General features: G+C 71.3%; 16 protein-coding genes. 8 read left to right on the top strand and 8 right to left on the bottom strand.

The features are described from left to right. Window positions 1-276: 276 nt before the first annotated feature. Window positions 277-1,101, bottom strand: a complete 825-nt coding sequence (locus tag RBH18_RS24875) for an SDR family oxidoreductase (protein WP_306211886.1) — start codon at window positions 1,099-1,101, stop codon at window positions 277-279. 155 nt (window positions 1,102-1,256) lie between these two features. On the opposite strand from RBH18_RS24875, the gene RBH18_RS24870 reads away from it, so the two are divergent. From RBH18_RS24870 to RBH18_RS24855, 4 genes are read left to right on the top strand one after another with little or no spacing between them, the layout of a single operon-like run. After that, window positions 1,257-1,778 (top strand): SigE family RNA polymerase sigma factor, encoded by a 522-nt coding sequence (locus RBH18_RS24870; protein ID WP_306211884.1) that lies wholly within the window; start codon window positions 1,257-1,259, stop codon window positions 1,776-1,778. Continuing rightward, window positions 1,775-2,632 carry a hypothetical protein gene (locus RBH18_RS24865; RefSeq protein WP_306211882.1) on the top strand — a complete coding sequence of 286 codons (858 nt, stop codon included), beginning with the start codon at window positions 1,775-1,777 and terminating at the stop codon, window positions 2,630-2,632. The genes RBH18_RS24870 and RBH18_RS24865 overlap by 4 nt, the downstream gene beginning before the upstream one ends. Then, complete coding sequence (locus RBH18_RS24860; RefSeq protein WP_306211880.1) at window positions 2,629-3,690, top strand: amidoligase family protein; 1,062 nt, start codon at window positions 2,629-2,631, stop codon at window positions 3,688-3,690. The genes RBH18_RS24865 and RBH18_RS24860 overlap by 4 nt, the downstream gene beginning before the upstream one ends. A 50-nt stretch (window positions 3,691-3,740) precedes the next feature. Beyond that, the gene (locus RBH18_RS24855) at window positions 3,741-6,857 is read left to right on the top strand and encodes an NACHT domain-containing protein (protein ID WP_306211878.1); all 3,117 of its coding nucleotides are present in this window, start codon (window positions 3,741-3,743) and stop codon (window positions 6,855-6,857) included. A 59-nt stretch (window positions 6,858-6,916) separates the two neighbouring features. On the opposite strand, the gene RBH18_RS24850 is transcribed toward RBH18_RS24855, so the two are convergent. From RBH18_RS24850 to RBH18_RS24840, 3 genes are all read right to left on the bottom strand, one after another. Continuing rightward, window positions 6,917-8,527 (bottom strand): rhamnogalacturonan lyase B N-terminal domain-containing protein, encoded by a 1,611-nt coding sequence (locus RBH18_RS24850; protein WP_306211876.1) that lies wholly within the window; start codon window positions 8,525-8,527, stop codon window positions 6,917-6,919. A 2-nt stretch (window positions 8,528-8,529) separates the two neighbouring features. Continuing rightward, window positions 8,530-9,972, bottom strand: a complete 1,443-nt coding sequence (locus RBH18_RS24845; RefSeq protein ID WP_306211875.1) for a pectate lyase — start codon at window positions 9,970-9,972, stop codon at window positions 8,530-8,532. Between the two features lie 206 nt (window positions 9,973-10,178). Continuing rightward, window positions 10,179-11,711: a M4 family metallopeptidase gene (locus RBH18_RS24840; RefSeq protein WP_306211873.1), complete on the bottom strand. Its 1,533-nt coding sequence runs from the start codon at window positions 11,709-11,711 to the stop codon at window positions 10,179-10,181. 109 nt (window positions 11,712-11,820) lie between these two features. Here RBH18_RS24840 and RBH18_RS24835 point away from each other — a divergent pair, with 109 nt between their 5' ends. Continuing rightward, window positions 11,821-12,624 carry an SDR family oxidoreductase gene (locus tag RBH18_RS24835; RefSeq protein ID WP_306211871.1) on the top strand — a complete coding sequence of 268 codons (804 nt, stop codon included), beginning with the start codon at window positions 11,821-11,823 and terminating at the stop codon, window positions 12,622-12,624. Here the strand turns inward: RBH18_RS24835 and RBH18_RS24830 are convergent. Beyond that, window positions 12,614-13,159: an NlpC/P60 family protein gene (locus RBH18_RS24830; protein WP_306211869.1), complete on the bottom strand. Its 546-nt coding sequence runs from the start codon at window positions 13,157-13,159 to the stop codon at window positions 12,614-12,616. The two genes, RBH18_RS24835 and RBH18_RS24830, sit on opposite strands and share 11 nt — an antisense overlap. A 158-nt stretch (window positions 13,160-13,317) precedes the next feature. Between RBH18_RS24830 and RBH18_RS24825 the strand changes: the two genes are divergently transcribed. Further along, a complete protein-coding gene (locus RBH18_RS24825; protein ID WP_306211867.1) occupies window positions 13,318-16,212 on the top strand; it encodes a GH92 family glycosyl hydrolase in 2,895 nt (964 codons plus the stop codon). A 124-nt stretch (window positions 16,213-16,336) separates the two neighbouring features. Further along, window positions 16,337-16,678 (top strand): type II toxin-antitoxin system Phd/YefM family antitoxin, encoded by a 342-nt coding sequence (locus tag RBH18_RS24820; RefSeq protein ID WP_306211865.1) that lies wholly within the window; start codon window positions 16,337-16,339, stop codon window positions 16,676-16,678. A 61-nt stretch (window positions 16,679-16,739) separates the two neighbouring features. Here RBH18_RS24820 and RBH18_RS24815 read toward each other — a convergent pair whose 3' ends face one another. The 3 genes from RBH18_RS24815 to RBH18_RS24805 all read right to left on the bottom strand — a co-directional run bounded on the left by RBH18_RS24815 (window position 16,740) and on the right by RBH18_RS24805 (window position 19,759). After that, window positions 16,740-17,951 (bottom strand): MFS transporter, encoded by a 1,212-nt coding sequence (locus RBH18_RS24815; RefSeq protein WP_306211863.1) that lies wholly within the window; start codon window positions 17,949-17,951, stop codon window positions 16,740-16,742. 66 nt (window positions 17,952-18,017) lie between these two features. Further along, window positions 18,018-18,776 carry an ABC transporter permease gene (locus RBH18_RS24810; RefSeq protein WP_306211862.1) on the bottom strand — a complete coding sequence of 253 codons (759 nt, stop codon included), beginning with the start codon at window positions 18,774-18,776 and terminating at the stop codon, window positions 18,018-18,020. Further along, window positions 18,773-19,759 carry an ABC transporter substrate-binding protein gene (locus RBH18_RS24805; protein WP_306211860.1) on the bottom strand — a complete coding sequence of 329 codons (987 nt, stop codon included), beginning with the start codon at window positions 19,757-19,759 and terminating at the stop codon, window positions 18,773-18,775. The genes RBH18_RS24810 and RBH18_RS24805 overlap by 4 nt, the downstream gene beginning before the upstream one ends. A 55-nt stretch (window positions 19,760-19,814) precedes the next feature. On the opposite strand from RBH18_RS24805, the gene RBH18_RS24800 reads away from it, so the two are divergent. Beyond that, window positions 19,815-20,741: an LLM class F420-dependent oxidoreductase gene (locus RBH18_RS24800; RefSeq protein WP_306211858.1), complete on the top strand. Its 927-nt coding sequence runs from the start codon at window positions 19,815-19,817 to the stop codon at window positions 20,739-20,741. The last annotated feature ends 56 nt before the right edge of the window (window positions 20,742-20,797 follow it).

Here is a 20,797-nt window from a genome sequence, read left to right as displayed (position 1 = left end):
GCCCGGGCCACCCACTCCACCGCCCCGGGCGGCAGGCCTGCCCGCACGTCCTCCATGACCGGTCATCCTGCCGCCCCGGTCACACGCCGCGCGCACCACTTTCCCGCGATGCGACCGGGTTCGCCGGGGACCCGGCCGGCCTTCCTCGCGATCCGGCGATGCGACCGGGCTCACCCGCGACCCGGCCGGCCTTCCTCGCGATCCGGCGATGCGACCGGGCTCACCCGCGACCCGGCCGGCCTTTCTCGCGATCCGGCCGGGTCAGCGGCGAGCTGCTCAGCCCTGGGCCTCCTTGGCGAGCCAGTCCCACTTGCGCCACTCGGCCAGGCGGGACTCGTAGTCGGCGGTCGCGATGCCCAGCGGCGCCGCGCCGAAGAAGACCCGCAGCGGCGGCTCCTCGGCGTCGACCAGCTTGAGGATCGCGGCGCGCGTCGCGACCGGGTCGCCCGGGTCGGTGACGCGCTTCTTGCGGCTCTCGGCCGCCACCTCGCGCACCTTCTCGTACGCCGGAAGCTGCGCCGCGTGCTGCGCCGACGAGCCGCTCCAGTCCGTCGAGAACCCGCCGGGCTCCACGAGCGTGACCTTGATGCCGAACGCGCTGACCTCCTGCGCGAGCGACTGGCTGAAGCCCTCGAGGGCCCACTTCGACGCGTTGTAGATGCCGATGTTCATGAACGCCGAGATGCCGCCGATCGACGACACCTGGATGATGTGCCCGCCGCCCGAGTCACGCAGGTAGGGCACCGCCGCCTGCGTCACCCACAACGCCCCGAACACGTTCGTCTCGAACTGCGCCCGCGCCTCGGCCTCGCTGATCTCCTCGATCATGCCGAACTGCCCGTAGCCCGCGTTGTTGACCACGATGTCGAGCCCGCCGAACCGCTCGTACGCCTGCCGCACGGCCGCGAACGCCGCCTCGCGATCGGTGACGTCGAGCGCGATCGGCAGCACCCGGTCGCTCCCGTAACGCTCGACCAGGTCGTCGAGGCTCGCGACGTTGCGCGCGGTGGCGGTCACCGAGTCACCGCGCTCGAGGGCGGCGATCGCCCACTCGCGGCCGAACCCGCGGGACGTCCCCGTGATGAACCAGGTCTTCGCCATCCGGCCCTCCTGAGAGCTGTAGTTTCTGCGTACCCCCAGTCTTCTCCGATCCCGGCCCCGGCACCCACCTGACGGCCCGCGAGGAAGCTCACGTTATTTCTGAGAAAAATCAGAACCCGTTGCACGGGGGCGGGGGGAGGCGCGTCATAGAGGACGTGACCTTCGAGCAATTCGCGATGGCCCGCCTGCCCAGCCTGCTGCGCTACGCGGTCGTCCTCACCGGCGACCGGGAGCTCGGCCAGGACGTGGTGCAGGAGGTGCTGGCGCGCGCCCAGCTCAAATGGCGGCGCATCAGCGAGGCGGACTCGCCCGAGGCGTACGTCCGGCGGATGGTGCTCAACGAGTACCTCTCCTGGCGGCGCAGCTGGGCCGTGCGCAACGTGCACGCGGTCGGCGAGCGCCTGGCGGACCTCGACGACCAGCGGCGCGGCGGCGTCCGAGACCACGCCGACAGCGTGGTGGAGGCCGACGCCCTCTGGAACAGGCTCGCCACCCTCGGGCGCAAGCAGCGGGCCGTGCTCGTGCTGCGCTACTACGAGCAGCTGGACGACAACCAGATCGCCGACCTGCTCGGCTGCACCCCGGCCACCGTCCGCAGCCACGCGTCGCGGGCACTCAAGACCCTCCGGCTCTCGCCGGAGTTCCGCACCAGGATCCACGCCCAGGAGAAGTCGTGACAGATCACGAAGAGCAGCTGCGTGAGGCCTTCGGCACCCGCGAGAACGACACCCCCGATCCCGCTGCCGTCTACGCCCGGGTGCAGGAGTTGTCGCAGACCTACAAGCGCCGCCGCCGGGGCGCCCAGTTCGCCGGCGGCGCGGTGCTCGGCGCCGGTCTGATCGTCGGGGCGTTCCAGGTCCCGGCCCTGTTCACCAACCCGTCCGCCGGCAACGACATCACCATGGTGGCGCCGGCCGCGCCCTCCGCCGCGCCGTCGCCGTCGCCGTCGGGCCCGTCGGACAAGGCCCTCGGGGCGATCAGGGCCGCGAAGCAGAACGCCGAGGACGCGCCCCGGCTGGACGCCTATTTCGCCGCCGGCTACGATTACGACGACGCCGTCCAGCTGGCCAAGATCTGGAAGATCAAGCACGGCGACGACCTCACCGCGGTGAAGGCCAAGGCCGGCCAGGAGCTGCTCGACGGCAAGAAGCTGCCGGTGCAGCTCTCCGCATCCGAGAAGGCCCAGGCGAAGGAGAACGCCGCCTACGACGCCTTCTTCAACGCGGGCTACGACTACGACGACGCGGAGAAGTTCGCGCAGCTGTGGAAGATCGACGACCCGTCCGACGCCAAGGTGGCGGCCGGCAAGAAGCTGCTCGCCGGCGAGGAGCTGCCGATCAAGGCAACGCCCGTGGAGCAGCAGAGCGAGCTGGAGACGAAGCAGGTCAACGCGTTCTTCGCGGGCGGCTACAGCATGGACGACGCCGCCGAGCTGGCCGAGATCTGGAAGCTGCCGACCCCGTACGACGCCAAGGTCGCCGGGGGCGAGAAGCTGCTCGCCGGACAAGCCCTGCCGATCGACCCGCAGTGACCGACCTGCACCGGCGCATCGGGTTCGAGATCGAGCTGACGGCCCCGCCAGGCCACAGCCGCCGGACCCTCGCAGCGGACCTGGCCGCCCGCCACGGCGGCCGGGTCCGCCCGGTGTGGCACCACGACAGCGAGCCGTCCCTGGTCCCGGGGCTCGGCCGCTTCCTGCACCTCACCCAGGGCTTCGAGGTCACCCGCGCGGACGGCACCCCGCTGGTCACCCTGGTCGACGACGTCACCCTCCTCGACGGCCTCGACCCCCGTACGCCCCCGGCACCCGGCTGGTTCCGCATCCTCAGCGACGACGCCCGCCTCCTCGCGCTCCTGGCCACCGTCTGCGACCCGGCCGCCCCGCTGGAAACCGTGCTCGACCCGGCCGCCGCGCTGTGGCGTACGGAACCGGAGAAGCTGGGGCCGGTGCACCGCCTGGACCTCCCCCACGGCGCCACGATCGCCCTGGCGGCACCCCAGGGCGGCGAACGCGAACGCCCGTGCGAGCTCGTCACCCCGCCCCTCGCCACGGCGCACGCGGAAGCCCTCGAAGCCCTGCTCGGCCCGGCCCGCGACCTGGGCTTCACGGTCCCCGCCGAGGCCGCCGTCCACCTCCACGTCGACGGCGAACCCTTCCACCGGGCGCCCGCCCTGGCCAACATCATCAGGCTCTTCGCCCACTGGCGCGAGCCGCTGCGCACCCTCCTCGCCACCAACCCCCGCTGCCGCCGCCTGGCCCCCCTCCCCGGCCCACTGGTGGCCGCCGCCGACGGCACCCCCACCTTCGACGACCTCCGCCACGCCGCCGACGAGGCCGGGCTGACCAAGTTCTACGACGTGAACCTGACCCAGCTCTTCCGCCCCGACCCGATCCGCGACACCGTCGAGATCCGCATCCTCCCGGGCGAGATCCGCACCGAGGACATCATCAACCGCGCCGCCCTGGTCGACCTCCTCCTGGCCCGCTGCGAAGATCCGGCCCCGATCCCCCACCCGCCGGCCGCCCCCGCCGCCGCCCAGGAAGCCCTGCTGGAGCTGGCCGCCGAGGCCCTCGCCACCCGCGGGTAAGCCGACCGGGCCCTCCCGATCAACGGCCACCCGCCGTCACAATGAGCGCCATGGCCAGGACGCTGAGCTACGCCGACGCCGTCCGCATCCTCGGCGGCGGGCCCCAGTCCCCGACCTTCCAGCGCATCAACAATCTGACCGGCGGCCTTCTCCTCGCCGCCACAGTGTCGACGCCGGCCCTGCTCGGCCTCATCGATGCTCGTTCCGAACTGGCCCGGCTCTCCACCGACCTGGTCAACGGCCTGTCGAGCCGGCTGACCGGCGCGAGCCGCCGGGAGCGCACCGAACGCATCGCCGCCGCCCATACCGTCATCGTCATTGCCGCGTTCTTCGAGGCCGCGGCCGCCGCCCCGGTGCCGCCGGGCCTGCTGGGCGAGATCAGCCGCGACGATCAGATCCGGCTCGGCGGCGGCAGCCCCGGCAACGCCCGTGATCTGGCGACGGCGCTGCTCACCACCGGACTCGCCGTCCCGGAACCGCACGTCGGTCACGACGAGTTCGTGCGCCGGCTGAAAGAGGTCTACACCCGGACCACCACTCACCTCGTGCGCTTCCTCAGCGGCCTGGCCGGCTGGGACGACCTCGGCGAACACGACCAGGACGGAGTTCGGAGGGCGCTGGCCGGCATAGTGCCGGACGCCCAGCAGCGATACGAGCGCATGCTGTTCGACCTCACGGCCGACTGCCCGGACATGGCGTTGTGGGTCGACCAGCGCGACCGGCGCGACCTGGCCGCCAAGGTCGCCTCCTGGGAACCGGCCCTGCTCGAGTTCCATCGTCTGATCGCGCGGACCGCGGCCCGCCCGGCGCCCGCCGAGGTCGTCGACGCACTTCGTCGCAGCTACGCCGCGATGCTGGAGCGCCGGATCGTCGAGAGCGCGGACCTTCCTGACGGGTTCGACGTCCCCACGCTCGGACAGTCCTACGTGTCCCCCGCGTTCGCGCTGCTGGAGCCCGGCCGCGGCCAGTCCGCGGTGGACGAGCGGGTATGGGCGGACGCGGAGGTCCGGCAGGATCTCGATCGGTACCTGGCGGCCTACCTGATGTCGCCACGTGCCCAGCAGGTGCCGCTGGTGGTGCTCGGACAGCCCGGCGCGGGCAAGTCCGTCCTCACGAAGGTGCTGGCGGCTCGCCTCTCCGACAGCGACTTCCTGCCCGTCCGGGTCGCACTGCGTGACGTGGACAGCTCCCGCGACCTGCAACGGCAGATCGAGCAAGCGATCCACGCCGCCACCGGCGAGGAGGCGGGCTGGCCGGAGCTGGTCCGTTCCACCGACGCTCTGCCGGTGGTGATCATCGACGGCTTCGACGAGTTGCTGCAGGCCACCGAGCTGAACCAGACGGACTATCTCTACACCGTGACCGGGTTCCAGGAGCGGGAGCGCACGCAGGGCCGAGCCGTCGCGGTCCTCGTCACGAGCCGGACCAGCGTGGCAGACCGGGCGCTGACGCCGCCGGAAACCGTGCTCCTCCGCCTGCAGCCGTTCGACACCGCCCGCATCGACTCCTGGCTGAGCACCTGGAACCAGGTCAACGGCGCACGACTGGAAGCGCTCGGCCGGACACCGTTGACTCCCGAGGTGGTACTCACCCATCCCGACCTCGCTACGCAGCCCCTGCTGCTCTTCTTGCTCGCCCTGTACGACGCCGAGACCGGTGGACTGCGGCAGGCCGCGTCCGCGTTGAGTCTCAGCGACCTCTACGAGCGGCTGCTGCTCGAGTTCGCCCGGCGGGAGGTCCGCAAGAAGCATCCCCGGGTCGAACGGTCCCAGCTGGACATGCTGGCCAGCCATGAGCTCGACCGGCTGGCCATCGTCGCCTTCGCCATGGTGAACAGGTCGGCGCAGTGGGTCACCGAGGACGCGGTCGCCCGTGACCTGGAGGCCGTCTTCCGCGAGGACGTCAGTGCGCTCAACGCCGATGCGCTGAGCGAGTCCGAGCTGCTGTTCGGCCGGTTCTTCTTCATCCACCATGCCCGTGCCATCCGGCACGGCAGGCACCGCCGCACGTACGAGTTCCTGCACGCGACCTTCGGCGAGTACCTGGTCGCCCACTTCACCTGGAAGCTGCTCGGCGAGGCGGTCGCACGGGCCACGATGACCACCGCCCACGGCGATGCCGTTCTCACCGACCTGTTGTCCTATGCCCCGCTCACCGTCCGTGCCTCGACGGTCAAGTTTCTCGGCGAGATGGCGGCCCGGCTTTCCGCTGCCGAGCGGGAAAGCTGGAGGACAGCGGTCCATCGGCTCTACCGGACCAGCCGGCGAGATGTCTGGCCGGACTCCCCTTCCACCTACCGACCGGCACCGGCGATCACCGTCGCGGCGCGTTACGCGGCCTGGACGGCGAATCTCACGCTGCTCGCCGTCGTCCTCGACGGCTCTCTCCTCTTCAGCGAGCTGGTCGGCGAGACCTCCAGCCGCCCGGCCCGGGCCTGGCACGACCAAGCGCTGCTGTGGCACAGCCAGTTGAACGACGAGGGCTGGGACACGCTGGTCGCGACACTCGCGGTCAGGACGGTCAACCGGACCGACGTCCGCGTCGCCGACATCGCCGTCTCACTCGAGGACGGCTCGTTCGTCACGCCTCCCGTCGATCCGCTCTGGCTACTCAGCCTGCACGGCAGGACGGGCGACAAGCCCTTCGCCGAGGGACATTCCATCGAGGTTCACCGGCGCCGCATCCACATGCAGGGCGGCTGGAACGATGCCGTCCTCGTCCACGCGATGGCACCCCTGCTCGACTCCCGGCTCGGCGCCTCGGTCTCGGTGCTGTTCCCCGGCGAACAGGGCGTGCCCTCGGCGGCACAGGCTCTGCTGGCTGTGTGGGTGCTCGCGGGTGACCACGTGGATCCGGTGCGGGCGACCGCCGCGTACGAGCGTTGCGCCACGATAGCGGTCAGCTCGGTGAGCGGGTGGGACACCGCCGCACGACAGCAGTACGCACGACAGCTGCTCGCCGCGCTGGCCGGCCACCATGACGCACCGGCGTCGGCCGCGCTGGCCGTGCTCACCAAGCTCGCCGAGCGCTTCCCTGACGCATCCACGATCTTGTACGAGCCGCTGGTGCGAACCGCGGCAGCTGTACGGCACCGCACGGACGATCCCGGTCTGCGCGCCGGGCTCGACGAGTTCACCGATTCCCTCAGGGGACAGCGGCGGCAGTAGCGAACCGGCCCGTCCCCAGGGGTAGTGGGACGGGCCGGTTCTTTACTGCGGTGGAGGTTTTAGGCCGGGTCGAGGGCCAGGGCGTCGAAGACGTAGTTGGGGCTCAGGAACGTCGCGCCGCTGCTGCCGCTGATGGTGGCGATGGACAGGGTGTTGGTGCCCGTTTTGAGGGCGGACGCCGGGATCGTGAAGGTGTAGGTGGCGTTCACGCCTCGCCAGGTGCCTCGGGTGATGCCTCGGCTGTCGAGGTTGACCGGGGCGGGTGAGGCCGAGGCCGGGCTGGTCCAGCCGCCGACGGTGATCTGCGGGCGGCCGCCGGCGAAGCTGCCCGTGGTGGCGATGCGCAGCTTGGCGCCCGCGGCCGGGACCGATGACAGGGTGAAGCTGAGCGCCTGGGGGGAGTTGACTTCCTTGAACTGGGCCATCGGGAAGGTTGCCGCGCCCGCGGAGACCGCGACCGTGCCCGGCTTCCAGGAGCTCATGCGGGAGTCGGACGGGTGCATCGTCTCGATCTTGTCGGCGTTGCGGAAGCCGGCCGGGGTGCCGTCGAAGGTGCCCAGCTGGAACAGCGTGCCGTTCGCCGGGGTGTCACCGCTCAGGGCCAGCGTCGCGGTGCTGCCGGCCGTCACGGTGACGGATTTCGTGCTGCCCACGGCGAGCTCCCCGGCGTACAGGGTGGCGGTGTAGGTGCCCGGCTTGACGTGGCCGATGACGTACGCGCCGCTCTTGACCGTGCCCCAGTACTGGCCGGCCGTGCCCGCCAGGGCGACCGTGCCGTCGAGCTTGCCGCGCCAGGAGCCGGTGGCGGTGCCCTGCACGGCGCCGCGCTGGGCGTCGGGCACCAGCCCCGGGATGTACGCGGACAGGAAGTCGAGGCTCCGCGCGGCCGGCGCGGCGCCGTCGGTCAGCGACATGTAATACGGTCCGTGCAGGCCGAGGCGCAGCGACTCGGTCTGCTCGTGGCCGCTGAACATGTAGTGCGTGATGTTCACGGCCGAGCCGGTGTCGTTGACCTCGATGTCGCGGAAGAACGGGCCGCCCGAGCTCATCTCGTGGCTGCCGCCGGTGAGATAGACGCCGTGGCCGTTGCCGCTGGCGCCGAAGGGCTGCTGCGTGATGAAGCGCTGCGAGCTGTAGAACTTCGACGCCGTCTGGCCGTTGGCGAAGGCGAACACGTCCGAGCCCTCGACGGTCGACGTCGAGTTCGCGGTCTTCGCCGCCACGGGAGACGTGGTGAGCAGCGACGACTTCAGCCGGGTGATGAAGCGGGCCTCGCCGGGGTTGAGGGCCTTGGTGATGTTCGTGGCCAGGTAGACGGTGTTGTCGTTCTTGCGGGCGAAGTAGTACATCGTCACGCCGATGCTGCTGTTCGCCACCGTCGTCAGCAGGGCGCCGTTGCTGAACGTCTTGCTGGTGACCGTCGCCGACTCCCAACCCGACTGGAACTGCCCGGCCGCCTGGCCGGAGGCCGCCAGCTCGACGCCGTTGTGCTTCAGCGACGTGATGTTGCCGTTGGTCCCGTTGATGATGAAGCTCATGCCCGTACCGCTGTCGAAGCTGACGTTGGCAGCGGCGGAGGCGAGATGCTGCCGGCCGACAAGACCGGCCCCGACGAGTACGGCCGCCGCGGTGAACGACGCGGCGATGAGTCGCGTGGATCGACGAGCCATGGTCAGCCCTTCGTCACGTTCGTCGCCTTGCAGGACACGCCGTCCGGCTCGTCACCGACCTGCGTCGGCTCGCCGCTCGTGACGCCCTTGAACAGCGCGCACACGTCGGTCTTGGACGTGTCGCCGACCAGCTTGAGGCCGTCGATGACCGCGGTGTCGCCCAGGTTCGGGTTGATGCCGACCACGGCCTTGACCGGCGCGGTGATGGTCACGTTGAGCACCTGGACGTGGCGGGCGTACTGCTTGGAGCAGTTGCCGCAGGAGCGGTAGAGCTTGCCGATGTTCTCGGCCTGGAAGTTCTTGATGATCATCGTGCCGGGGCCGTTGTGCTGGAAGGTCTTGTCCGAGGCGCTCTTCGCGCCGCCGCCGTTGATGGTCATCGTCTGGCTCGCCGAGGTGCCCTTGAAGGTCGCGGCGTCCTCGCCCACGTCCAGCCACCACACGTTGGTCAGGGTGCAGGTGCCGAGGCAGTGCACGCCGTCGGCGGCCGGGCTGCCCAGGATGACGTTCGAGAGGGTGGCGCCGTCGGCCAGGTCGAACAGCGCGTCCTGACCCTCCTCCTGCCCGTCGCCGCCCAGGTCGCCGGTGCCGACGAACTCGGTGTTGCCGCCGTCGAAGGAGCCGGTGATCTTCTTGGTGGCGCTGAGCTTCTCGGTCTTCGTGGGCGTCGGCCACTTGGTCGCCACGGGGGACGCCGTCGCCGTGGGAGACGCCGTGGGAGACGCCGTGGGTGACGCCGTGGGTGACGCGGTCTTGGTGGGGGACGCGGTGGCGGTGGCGGTCGCGGTCGGCGTCGGCGCGGCGCCCAGGGCGCTCACCTTCACGTCGTCGAAGGAGGCCGACGCGGACGCGGTGAGCAGCCCGACGCGGCCCTTGGCGAGCTTCGCGCCCGCGGTGCCCGAGGCCACCTTCGCCCCGTCCACGTACGCGGTGACCGAGGAGCCGCTCACGTCCAGGCGCAGCGTGTGCCACGCGGTGGCGGCGCTCGCCAGGCTCGCCGAGCCGAGCACGGTGACGCTCGAGCCGCGTACCTCCTCGAGCCGGACCGCACCGGGGGCCAGGACCAGCCGCTCGAACTGGCTGGAGCCGGTCGCGCGGGCCGCGATGCCGGCCGTACCGGCGCCGGTCAGGCTCACGGCCTTGACCCGCGCCTGCAGCGAGTAGTCCGACCAGCCCGTGTCGCCGGCGAACATGCGCGCGATCGAGCTGCCCGCGTTCGTCTGGCGTAGCACCTTGGTGTCGTCGGCGACGACCGACCAGGTGCCGCCCGACTTCGACCAGCCCGAGGTGCTGCCGTCCTCGAAGTCCGCGCTCAGCGTGGTGCTGTCCGCGAACGCCGTCGCGGTGATACCCACCGCCGCGACCACCACGGCGGCGAACCCGCCGACCACCGCGGCGCGGCGCCGCCGGCGACCGCCCGGCTGGGCATGACCTGCGTGTGTCATCCGATTGCCTTCCCGATCAACTCGTCGAACGTGCATGTAGTGGCACGCGACGGCGGGAAGGTTGTTCAAGAGATCCTTAAGATATTCGGCGGCGGATCGAGGCGGCCGCGCCCATGAGGCGGCGGATCGAGGCGGCCGCCCATGAGGGGGGCGGCACGCGAGAAAGGCCGGCGCTCGTCGCGCCGGCCTTCCTTCCGGGGAACCGATCAGCAGGTGGGCTCGCCCGACTGCGCCGGTACGCTCACCGCGGTCCACGCCGCCTTGACGGTGTTGAACTCGGTGCAGCTGCCCGGGTAGAGGGTCTTCGCGGCCTGCAGCGTCCAGACGCGGTACTTGAGGTACGACGAGCTGGACGTCTTCAGCAGCATGGCGTTGTACATGATCTTGATGGCCTTCTGGATGCCGAGGCCGGTGATCGTCGTGCTGTTGCACGTGGTGCTGGCCGGCTGGCCGTTGCCGCTGGTGCCCTGGGCGAGCAGGTAGAACCAGTGGTTGCCCGGGCCCGCGGCCGCGTGCACCTCGTCCGACGGCGTGCTGCTGGAGTAGCAGTTGTCGTCACCGGCGAGCGACGGGTTGTACATGTACCGGATCGGGCCGCTGCCGACCAGGTTGACCTCCTCGCCGACCTGGTAGTCGGCCGGGTCGTTGGGGTTGGCCGCGTACGCCTCGGTGGCCGCGCCGAACGTGTCGGCGACGAACTCCTGGGTGCCGCTGCGCGAGATGCCGCCCGGGGTCTTGTCGTCGATGCCGTGGCCGAGCTCGTGCCCGACGACGTCCGCCGACGAGATCCACTTGCCGGCCGTGTTCTTGCCGATCTGGACCTGCGTGCCGTCGTAGTACGCGTTCTGGTCGTTCAGGCCCACGCGGATCGGCCACGCGCCGCCGCTGCCGTTCTGCCCGTTGCGGCCGAGCCACGCGGTCAGCATCGCGCTCTGCTTCTGCGCGACGTAGAGGGCGTCGACGCAGCCCGTCTCCTTGCTCGTGCCGACGCCGTTGCCCCACACGTTGTCCGTACCGGAGAAGGTGGTCCGGGTCGACGCGTCCTGGCAGCTGAGGTTGGTGACGGTCGGGTCCTTCAGCGAGTACGTCGAGCCCGACAGCGTGGTGTTCAGCGAGACCGAGCCGTTGATCCAGCCGGTGCCGGTGCCCGTGACGTCGGTGACGTGCTCCTCGGTACGCAGCACCTTGCCGGTCGTCGCGTCGACGTCCACGGTCAGCCGGCTCACGCCCTCGGCGGTCGTCCCGTTGATCGTCGACTCCCACGCCAGCGCCGCGGCGGCACCCTCGGGCGCGACGACGACGAGCTTGGTGCCCTCGACGTTCGCGACGGTGGTGAGCTCCTTCTTCGCCACGGCCAGCGCGGCGGCCGCGGTCAGCGTGGGCGTCGTGGACAGCTCGCCGATCGGGCGGTCCTGGGCGACCGAGGTGAAGCGGGTCTGCCCGAGGGCGTCGGTGGCCACGACGAAGTCGCCGCCCTGCACCTCGAGACCCTTGTACGTACGCTCGAACGGCGTGTAGGTGACACCGGCGGACACGATCGCCGCCTGCTGCTGGAACGTCTCCGCCGCGCCGGCGTGCAGGAGGGCGGGGCGGGCGGCGACGAAGGCACTGGCGGCCTTGGCCGGGTCGGCGGGCGCGGGTTTCGCACCGAGCGGGGCGGCGTGGGCCGACCCGGCGGCCAGCACCGAGGCGGCCGCGGTGGCGACACCCAGGGCGATGGCGAAGGGCTTGCGAGCCATGCGTACTCCTTCGAGGGGGGAGAAGGCTGACGCTAGTTATCGACTCGCGACGATGAATCAGGGAAAACCCTCGCCGTGGGGATATCGAAAGACCCCTACCATCTCCGGTATGTCACGAACGGCACTGATCACCGGAGCATCGTCCGGCATCGGGCGGGCCACCGCGGCCCTGCTCGTCACGCGCGGCTGGACCGTCATCGGCACGAGCCGGAACCCGGACGGCATCCCGGCGGAGGACCGCGTCCCGGGCGTCGAGTACGTCGCCCTCGACGTCGCCGATCCCGCCTCGGTCGAGGCCTTCGCCGGCCGCCTGAAGGACGTCGACGCCTTGGTCAACAACGCCGGGCAGAGCCACGCCGGCCCGCTGGAGGACCTGCCCCCGGACGCGATGCGCCGGCTCTTCGAGATCAACGTCTTCGCCCCCGTACGCCTGGCGCAGCTCGCCCTGCCCGCCATGCGCGAGCGCGGGTCCGGCCGGGTCGTCATGGTCGGCTCGATGAACGCGTCGTTCCCGATGGCGTACCGGTCGCTCTACATCGCCACGAAGGCCGCGCTCAAGGGCTTCGCCGAGGCCGCCCGCGCCGAGTACGCACCCTTCGGCGTGTGGCTGACGACGGTCGAGCCCGGCTCCATCAGCACGGGCATCAGCGAGCGCCGCGCCACGGACATCGCACCCGGCTCACCGCACCGCGCCGACTACGAGACCCTGCTGGCGAACATGCGGCGCTTCGAGCAGTCGGGTCCCGCCCCCGCGAAGATCGCCGAGATCATCGTGCGCGCGCTGGAGGCCGATCGCCCCAAGCCGTTCTACGCCCTGGGCAGCGGCGCGCCGTGGGTCTTCCTGGTGCAGCGGCTGATCCCCCGGCACCTGATGTCGAAGGCCACCCACCGCAAGTTCGGCCTCAGCCGGTGATGCGCTGGTAGCGGTAGACGGCGTAACCGACCCGCTTGGCCCGCGGCAGCGACACGACCTTCCGGCGCATGCCGTCGGCGCTGCCGCTCTGCTCGATCACCCACACCCGCGTGCGCGAACGGTCCGCCCACGCCTGGATCAGCTGGACGTGCTCCCCCGCGCGATTCCACGGCATGAGCAGAAGCAGAGCGTCGCCGCGCCGGAGCTGCCCCCACGGCACCCGGCGCGACACGCTCGGCAGCTCCCACGTGACCAGCGCCCGCCCCTGCCGCCGCGGATCCAGCGCCCATGCCATCGACACCAGACCCGAACAGTCCGGGCGGTAGCGCCGCCCGCGGTTGACGTCCCAGCGCGCGTTCGCGTTGTTCTGCGAGTACGCGAGGTCGCGCCGCAACCAGTCCGCCGCCCGCCGGATCACCGCGTCCCGGCTGATGCTCCCGCCATAGGCAACCGCGGCCCACGCGGGCGCGGCAGGCACGAGGACGGCGGCCACAGTCAACGCAGCGACCACGCGCTGCACACCCCGGACAGTCACCGGTCCACCATGCCGGAGGCTCCCCCCTCGAGGGGGCGAAACCGGCAAATCGCCCGGCCGATCCGGGAAGTTGATCTTCCGTACGCCTGCCGGTCGTGTGATTGTCTTGTCTGGACGCGACAGTGACGCGAATCCATGTCGAAGCAGTGAGGAAGCGCATGCCTGGGTGGAGCAGTGGACGCGCCGTGCGGCGGGGGCTCGTGGCCGCCGGCGCACTGGTGCTGATGTCGTCGACGGCTGCCGTCGCGGCGCCGGAGGAGATCTCGGCGTTCGATGCCGTGAACCAGTTCATCGGCACCGAGTTGGACCAGACACAGAACAAGAGCAACGACGCGTACGGCAACACCTTCCCGGGGGCCGCGGTGCCCTTCGGCATGGTGCAGCCGAGCCCGACCACCTGGGCGGAGGGCAACGCCAACGTCGGGCAGAAGGGCGGCTACGAGTACACCGCCTCGCTGATCCGCGGCTTCGGCATGACGCGCTACCAGGGCACCGGATGCACCGGGCGGTTCGGTGGCTACGAGTTCCCGACGATTCCGTACGCGGGTGAACTCGCCGGCGGCGTGCTGCCGTCGAGCCCCGCGACGACCATCAAGGACTACTACCTCCCGTTCAGTCACGCCAACGAGGAGTCGCAGCCGGGGTACTACTCCGTCACGACTGACAACGGTGTCAGCACCGAGCTGACGGCCACCGCGCGGACCTCGGTCAGCCGGTTCGACTTCCCGAAGAGCGGCGACTCGTCGCTGATCCTCGACGTGTCCGGGCCGAACAACCGCACGTTCGGCAGCGAGGTCACGATCGACCCGGCCACGCGTACGGTGTCGGGCTGGATGTACGGCACTGACGTGTGCGACGTCGGCAACCTCTACAAGGCCTACTTCTCGACGACGTACGACAAGCCGTTCGAGTCGTACGGCACGTGGACCGACGACGCGCTCACCGCGGGCTCGACGCACGCGCTCAAGAGCACCACGGACACCGGGGTGGACTACCGCCACGACACCGGCGCGTGGATCACGTTCAAGCAGGGCTCGAAGGTCGTCGCGAAGACCGGCTTCAGCTACACCAGCGTCGCGAACGCGGCCCTCAACCGGGACACCGAGGTCGGCAAGGACGGCTTCAACGACGTCAAGCACGACGCCAAGGACCTGTGGGAGGACGCGCTCGGCACGATCGACGCCGACGGCGGGACGGCCGAGCAGCGGACGAAGTTCTACACCGCGCTCTACCACGCGTTCATGAACCCGAACGTGCGCGACGACGTCAACGGCGAGTACGTCGGCTTCGACAACGAGGTGCACACCGTCGACAAGGGTCACCACTTCTACAAGAACATCAACTTCCCGGGCTCCGGGTGGGACGGCTACCGCAGCCAGGTGCAGCTCGTGGCGCTGACGTTCCCGCGGGTCGCGACCGACATCAACCGGTCGATCGTGGCGCTCACCCAGCAGAAGGGCTCGTGGGCGCCGGGCGCGGCGCGCATGCAGGGCGATAACTACCAGGTCATCCTGGCGACGCTCGACGACATGGGCGCGACCGATTACGACCGGGCCGCCGCACTCGCGTCGATGAAGGCGACCCAGGTGCTGCCGGCCACGAAGACGTCGCGGTCGGACGGCTACCAGTACTTCTCGACCGGCATGATCGAGAACGCCAAGGGCGACTTCGCCACCTCGCGCGTGCTCGAGTACTCGATCGACGACTTCGCGATCGCGCAGCTGGCCGCGCGGCTCGGGGACTCCTCCGCCTACGACTTCTTCTCGGCGCGCTCGCAGAGCTGGATGAACGTCTTCGACCCGCAGTCGCAGCACATCATGCCGCGGTCGCGGAACGGCTTCGACCGCACGTTCGACCTGCGCGTGCGCGACGACTCGGCCGGCCGCGGGCAGTTCAACCAGTCGACCGGCTACCAGTACGGCTGGCTCGTCCCGCACAACCTGTCGACGCTGATCGCCAAGCGTGGCGGCGTGGCGGCCGCGACGACGCAGCTCGACACGCTGATGGCGCAGCTCGACGCCGGGGCGTACACGCAGACCGGCAACTACCTGTCCAACCAGCCGGCCTTCGGCACGCCGTGGGTCTACAACTGGCTGCAGGCGCCGGCTCGCGGGACCGACGTGCTCTACCGCGCTGTTTCCGAAATGTACGACACGACGCCTTCGGGCCTGCCGGGCAACGACGACACGGGCGCGCTGAGCGCCTGGTACGTCTTCGCGAACCTCGGCTTCTACCCGGCGATCTACGGCACGGGTGACCTCGTCATCAGCGCGCCGATGTTCGACAAGATCACGATCAACCCGGTCGGCGGGGCCCGGCTGAAGATCAACGCGCCCGGCGTCCAGTCCGGCGCCCGCTACGTCACCGGCCTGCGCGTGAACGGCAAGACGCAGACGGCCTCGTGGCTCGACAGCTCGGTCGCCCGCACCGGCGGCACGCTCGACTTCACGATGAAGGCGACCGCGGGCACGTGGGGCACCGGCGCCGCGGACGTCCCGCCGTCCTACACCGACGGCGCCGACGCGCGGAACAACGCCGGCACCACGCCCGACGGGCAGGGCAACCTCGGCTCGCTGGACCTCAGCGACTGGTCCCTGTCCCGCACCACGCTGGCCGCGCAGGGCGTCACGCCGGGCGCGACCGTGCCGGGCACCTCGTTCACCTGGCCGTCGGCGGCGCCGGGCACCCCCGACAACTGGATCCCGCACGGCCAGAAGGTCGCCGTCGGCAAGTCCGGCTCGACGGTCTCGTTCCTCGGCCTGTCGACGAACGGTCCCGCCGCGGGCACGGCCGTCGTGACCTACACGGACGGCACCACCCAGGACGTCCCGTTCGCCCTGAGCGACTGGGCCGCCAACCCGGCCGCGGGCGAGACGACGGTCGTCACGCTGGCCGGTCGCAACAACGCCAACGGCACGGCCGGCACCGGCACGTTCCGCATCTTCGCGTCGCAGCAGGCGGCGCTGGACCCGGCAAGGACGGTCGCCTCGGTCACCCTGCCGCAGGGCACCGACAAGGGCATCATGCACATCTTCGACGTCGCCGTGAGCTGACGTCCGTCCGCAAAGCGCATGTCGCCGCCAGCGCCGCCGGGACCTCCGTTCCCGGCGGCGCTGCGCGTCCGGGCCGGGTGGCGCTCGGCCTTCCGGGGCGGGCGGGGCGGATAGGCTGGCCGGCATGGCTCACGAGGTTCCGGTGACGCAGGCCCGCGCGGAGTTCGCCGATCTGATCAACCGGGCGTCCTACGGCGGCGAGCGCATCGTGATCGCCCGGCACGGGAAGCCCATCGCCGCGCTGATCTCGGCGGCCGATCTCGAGCGGCTGGAGCGTCTGGACGTGGCCGATCACGAGCGGCTGGAGCGTCCCGACGCGGCCGAGGCAGCCGCCGGCGACGAGCAGCAGGCGACGATCCTGCGGCTGGGCGGCGGTCCCGCCGGCCACTCCGGCACGCCCGCAAGCCCGGCCACGCAGCGCCCGCTCGGCGCCGCGGCGCAGCACAAGCCGCCGGCCTCGTCCTGACCCGCCCAGGCCGATGCGACGCGGCGACGATCAGGTCGCCCTTGAGCGGGCGCGGCGACGATCAGGTCACCTTTGAGGGGGCGCGGCGGCGGGACGTCGCCACCACGCCCGCCGTCACGAGGCCGAGGAGCAGCGTGCCACAGCCCGTGACGAGGAACGCCGGCTCCACCCCGTACGCCGAGACCAGCACTCCCCCGGCACCCACCCCGACCGGGCCGGACACGATCAGCAGCGTCCGCCGCGCGGCCAGCACCGGCGCCAGCGCCTCCGGCGGCGCGGAGCGCTGGAAGACGGCCAGGGTGATCGCGTTGTACGGCGCGTAGACGAAGCCGGCGACCCCCATGCACGCGGCGGCGGCCACCACCGGAACGCCCCAGCCGAGCGGCAGGAACGCCGCGCCGACGCCGGTGACGATGCCCGCCACGACCGGGCCGGCCGGCCAGTCGCGCAGCCAGCCGGCGAGCAGTCCGCCCGCGACCGCGCCGCCCCCGAACGCCGTGAAGTACCACGCGAGCACGGTCGCGGGCGCGTGCTGCACGTCGGACACCAGGATCGGCAGGCCGACCTCCACCGGCCCGTACAGCGCGTAGAAGCAGAACGTCAGCCCGGCCAGCCCGAGCAGCCGCCGGTCCGTCAGCAGGACCCGGAAGCCCGCTTTCCCGCCGCCGGGAGCGGGAGAGGAACGGGATCCTCCCAGCCCCCGGCACGCCACCGCGAGCACGGCGAAGCTGGCCGCGTCGGCGGCGAGCACCCACGAGGCGCCGTACCGGCCGATCACCAGGCCGGCGAGCAGCGGACCTGCCAGCACGCCGACCTGGGCCAGCATCGACAGCAGCGCGTTGCCGGCGACGTGGTCGCGCTCGGGCAGCTCCTCGGCCAGCAGCGTGTACATGCCCGACGAGCCCCACGAGTGCAGCAGCGACGAAACGGCGAGCAGCGCCACATAGAGGCCGAGCGGCAGCATCCCGAGCGCGGCGGCCACCGGGATCGCTCCCAGCGTCACCGCCCGCAGCGTGGCGTCCCAGGTCACCAGCTGCGCACCGGAGCGATGCCGCAGCAGGCGCGCGAACACGAAGGTGCCCACCGCGCCCGGGAACGTGTAAGCGGTCACGGCGAGCGCCACCCACATCCCGCGGTTCCCGACCGGCGCCAGCTCGAGGGCGAGCCAGCTGACCGCGACGGCGCTCATCCCGTCCCCGAGCGCCGACGCGGCGAAGCCCGGCAGCAGCCGGCGCACTGCCCGATGCCGCAGCACCGGTCCGTATGGCGTCACGCTCTCCTCCTTCCCGGCGTACGTCCTGTAATAATTGTACAGAACTAGCGCCGACCCGGTCGCGGGTCAGGAGGTGGTGGCGCGGGCCCAGGGGAGGAGGAGGCGTTCGAGGGCGACGATCAGGTAGTAGGACGCGATGCTCATCACGGCCAGCAGGACGATGCCGGCGAAGGCGAGGCCGGTCTGGATCTGCGCCTTGGACGAGACGATGACGTAGCCGATGCCGTCGCGGCCGCCGCCGATGAACTCGCCGACCACGGCGCCGACGAAGGCGAGGGAGATGGCGAGCTTGAGGCCGGTAAAGAACTGCGGAAGGGCCCAGGGGACGCGTACGCGCAGGAAGGTCTGGATCGTCGAGGCGTCCAGGGAACGGGCGAGCTCCACCAGCTCGACGGGCGTGGCGCGCAGGCCGGCGACGGTGGACAGCACGATCGGGAAGAAGCAGAGCAGCACGACGACGAAGATCTTCGGGGCCATGCCGAAGCCGAACCACATCACCAGCATCGGGCCGACGGCGATCTTCGGGATGGCGTTGAAGCCGACGAGCACGGGCGACACGGCCTGGTCGATCCACCACGTCGACGCGATGCCCAGCCCGAGGGTCACCCCGATCGCCACGGCGATGGCGAAGCCGGCCCACACCTCGCGCAGGGTGTACCAGGACTGGCGGACGAGATAGTCGGGCAGCCGGAGGAACTCGGAGCCGACGTGCTCGGGGGACGGCACCACTTGCGGCGGGACGTCGTACAGGCGGATCAGCACCGACCAGGCCGTGACGAGCACGGCGAGGGTGACCAGCGGCAGGGCGACCGCGCGCACCCTCACCGCGGGGCCGGCGCGAGGAAGTCCGCCGGCTTCTTGCCCGCCGGGATCGCGCCGGCTCCCTCGAGCGTGGCGAGGACCCGCTGCACGCGCGCCTCGTCGATCGCCCCCAGCGTGGCGGCAGATCCCCGGGCGTACGCCGCCATGATCTCCAGCTCCGCGGCGGCGACCCGCGCGTCGGTCTCGGGCTGCGCCTTGTTGAGGATCTGTCCCGCCTCGGCGGGGTGGGTCAGCGCGTAGTCGAGGCCCTGCAGCAGTGCCGTGGTGAACTTGCGCGTCAGCTCGGGCTGCCCGGTGGCGAGCTTGTCCGAGGTGAGCAGGAAGTGGCCGTACAGGTCGGTGAGGACGTCGCTGAACGGCAGCGACACCGCGGTCCTGCCGCCCGCCGCCTTCTCGATCAGCGGCTTGCCGACCACGAACTGCCCGATGGCGTCGACCTTGCCGGCGGCGAGGGCGCCGGGCAGCTCACCGGAGCTGATCGGCTGGATCTCGACCTTGGCCGGGTCGATCTTCGCGAGCTTGGCGTAGGTGGGGAACAGGATGGTCGTGGTCGCGCCCTCCTGGTCGCCGAGCACCTTGCCCTCGAGGTGCTTGGGCTCGGTGATGCCGGTGCCGTCGAGCGTCATGATGCCGACCATCGACTTCTGCTGCACGGCCGAGACCGCCGTGATGCCCGAGACCTTCCCGGTCGCCTTGGTGAGCAGATAGCCGGTCGAGTCCACCGGCGCGAAGTCCGCGGCGCCGCCGGCGAGGGCGGCCATGTTCTCCCCCGAGCCGGCGCCGATGGCGATGTCGACGTCGAGGCCCTGCTCGCGGAAGTAGCCCTTCTCCAGCGCCACGAAGGCGTACGCCTCCCGGCCGAACGCGTTGAACGCGGTCAGATAGCGCACCTTCGCCGCCCCGGCCGCGCCGTCGTCGTCCGAGCCGCCGCATCCCGCCGTCGCCACCACCGCGATCGCGGCCACGATTCCCGCCAGCTTCCGCACTCGACCCTCCATATAGGACGTCCGTACCGGGAAGCGTACGCTACCGTCCAGGGCCATGCGTGTGAGCATTTACACCGAACCGCACCGCGGCGCCACGTATGACGAGCAGCTGCGCGCCGCCCGGCACGCCGAGGCCGCCGGCTTCGAGGGGTTCTTCCGCGCCGACCACTACCTGCCGATGCACCCGTCCGACGGCCTGCCCGGCCCGACCGACACGTGGGTGACGCTGGGGGCGCTCGCCCGCGAGACGAGCACCATCCGGCTCGGCGTCCTGCTCGCCGCGGCGACCTTCCGCCACCCGTCGGTGACCGCGATCAGCGCCGCGCAGGTCGACGCCATGAGCGGCGGGCGCCTCGACGTCGGGCTCGGCGCGGGCTGGTTCGGCAAGGAGCACGCCGCGTGGGGCATCCCGTTCGCCACCCCGCGCGAGCGCTTCGACCGTCTCGAGGAACAGCTCGCCGTCGTCACCGGCCTGTGGTCGGCGCCGGGCCCCTTCACGTACGCGGGCAAGCACTATCAGCTCGCCGAGGCGCCCGCGCTGCCCAGGCCCGTCCAGCCCGGCGGCCCGCCCGTGATCGTCGGCGGCCGCGGAGCCCGGCGCACACCCGAGCTGGCCGCCCGGTACGCCCACGAGTACAACGCGCCGTTCACGCCGCCCGAGCAGACGGCGCTGCTGTTCGCGCGCGTTCGCGAGACGTGCGAACGGCTCGGGCGTACGGGATCGCCGCTGGTCCTGTCGGTGGGCGTGGCCGTCGCGTGCGGCCGCACCGACGCGGAGGTCAGGCGCCGCCGCGAGGTGCTGACGCAGCCGAGCTATCTGCCGCCCGAGCCCGTCATCGCCGGCTCGCCCGCCGAGGTCGCCGAGGCGATCTCGGCGTACGCGGCCCTGGGCGCGACCCGCGTCTACGTCCGCCATCGCGACCTCGCCGACCTCGACCACCTCGATCTGCTGGCGAGCGAGGTCCTGCCGCAGCTGCCCTGACAGCCATTAATGCAAATGTGTGGCGTGCGTCTGGCACTATCCGGGGCCGCGGCGGG

The organism is Actinoplanes oryzae, from assembly GCF_030757795.1.
Lineage (GTDB): Bacteria > Actinomycetota > Actinomycetes > Mycobacteriales > Micromonosporaceae > Actinoplanes.
The sequence above is the reverse complement of the archived record's forward strand: the minus strand, read 5'-3'. Positions and strand labels throughout refer to the sequence as shown.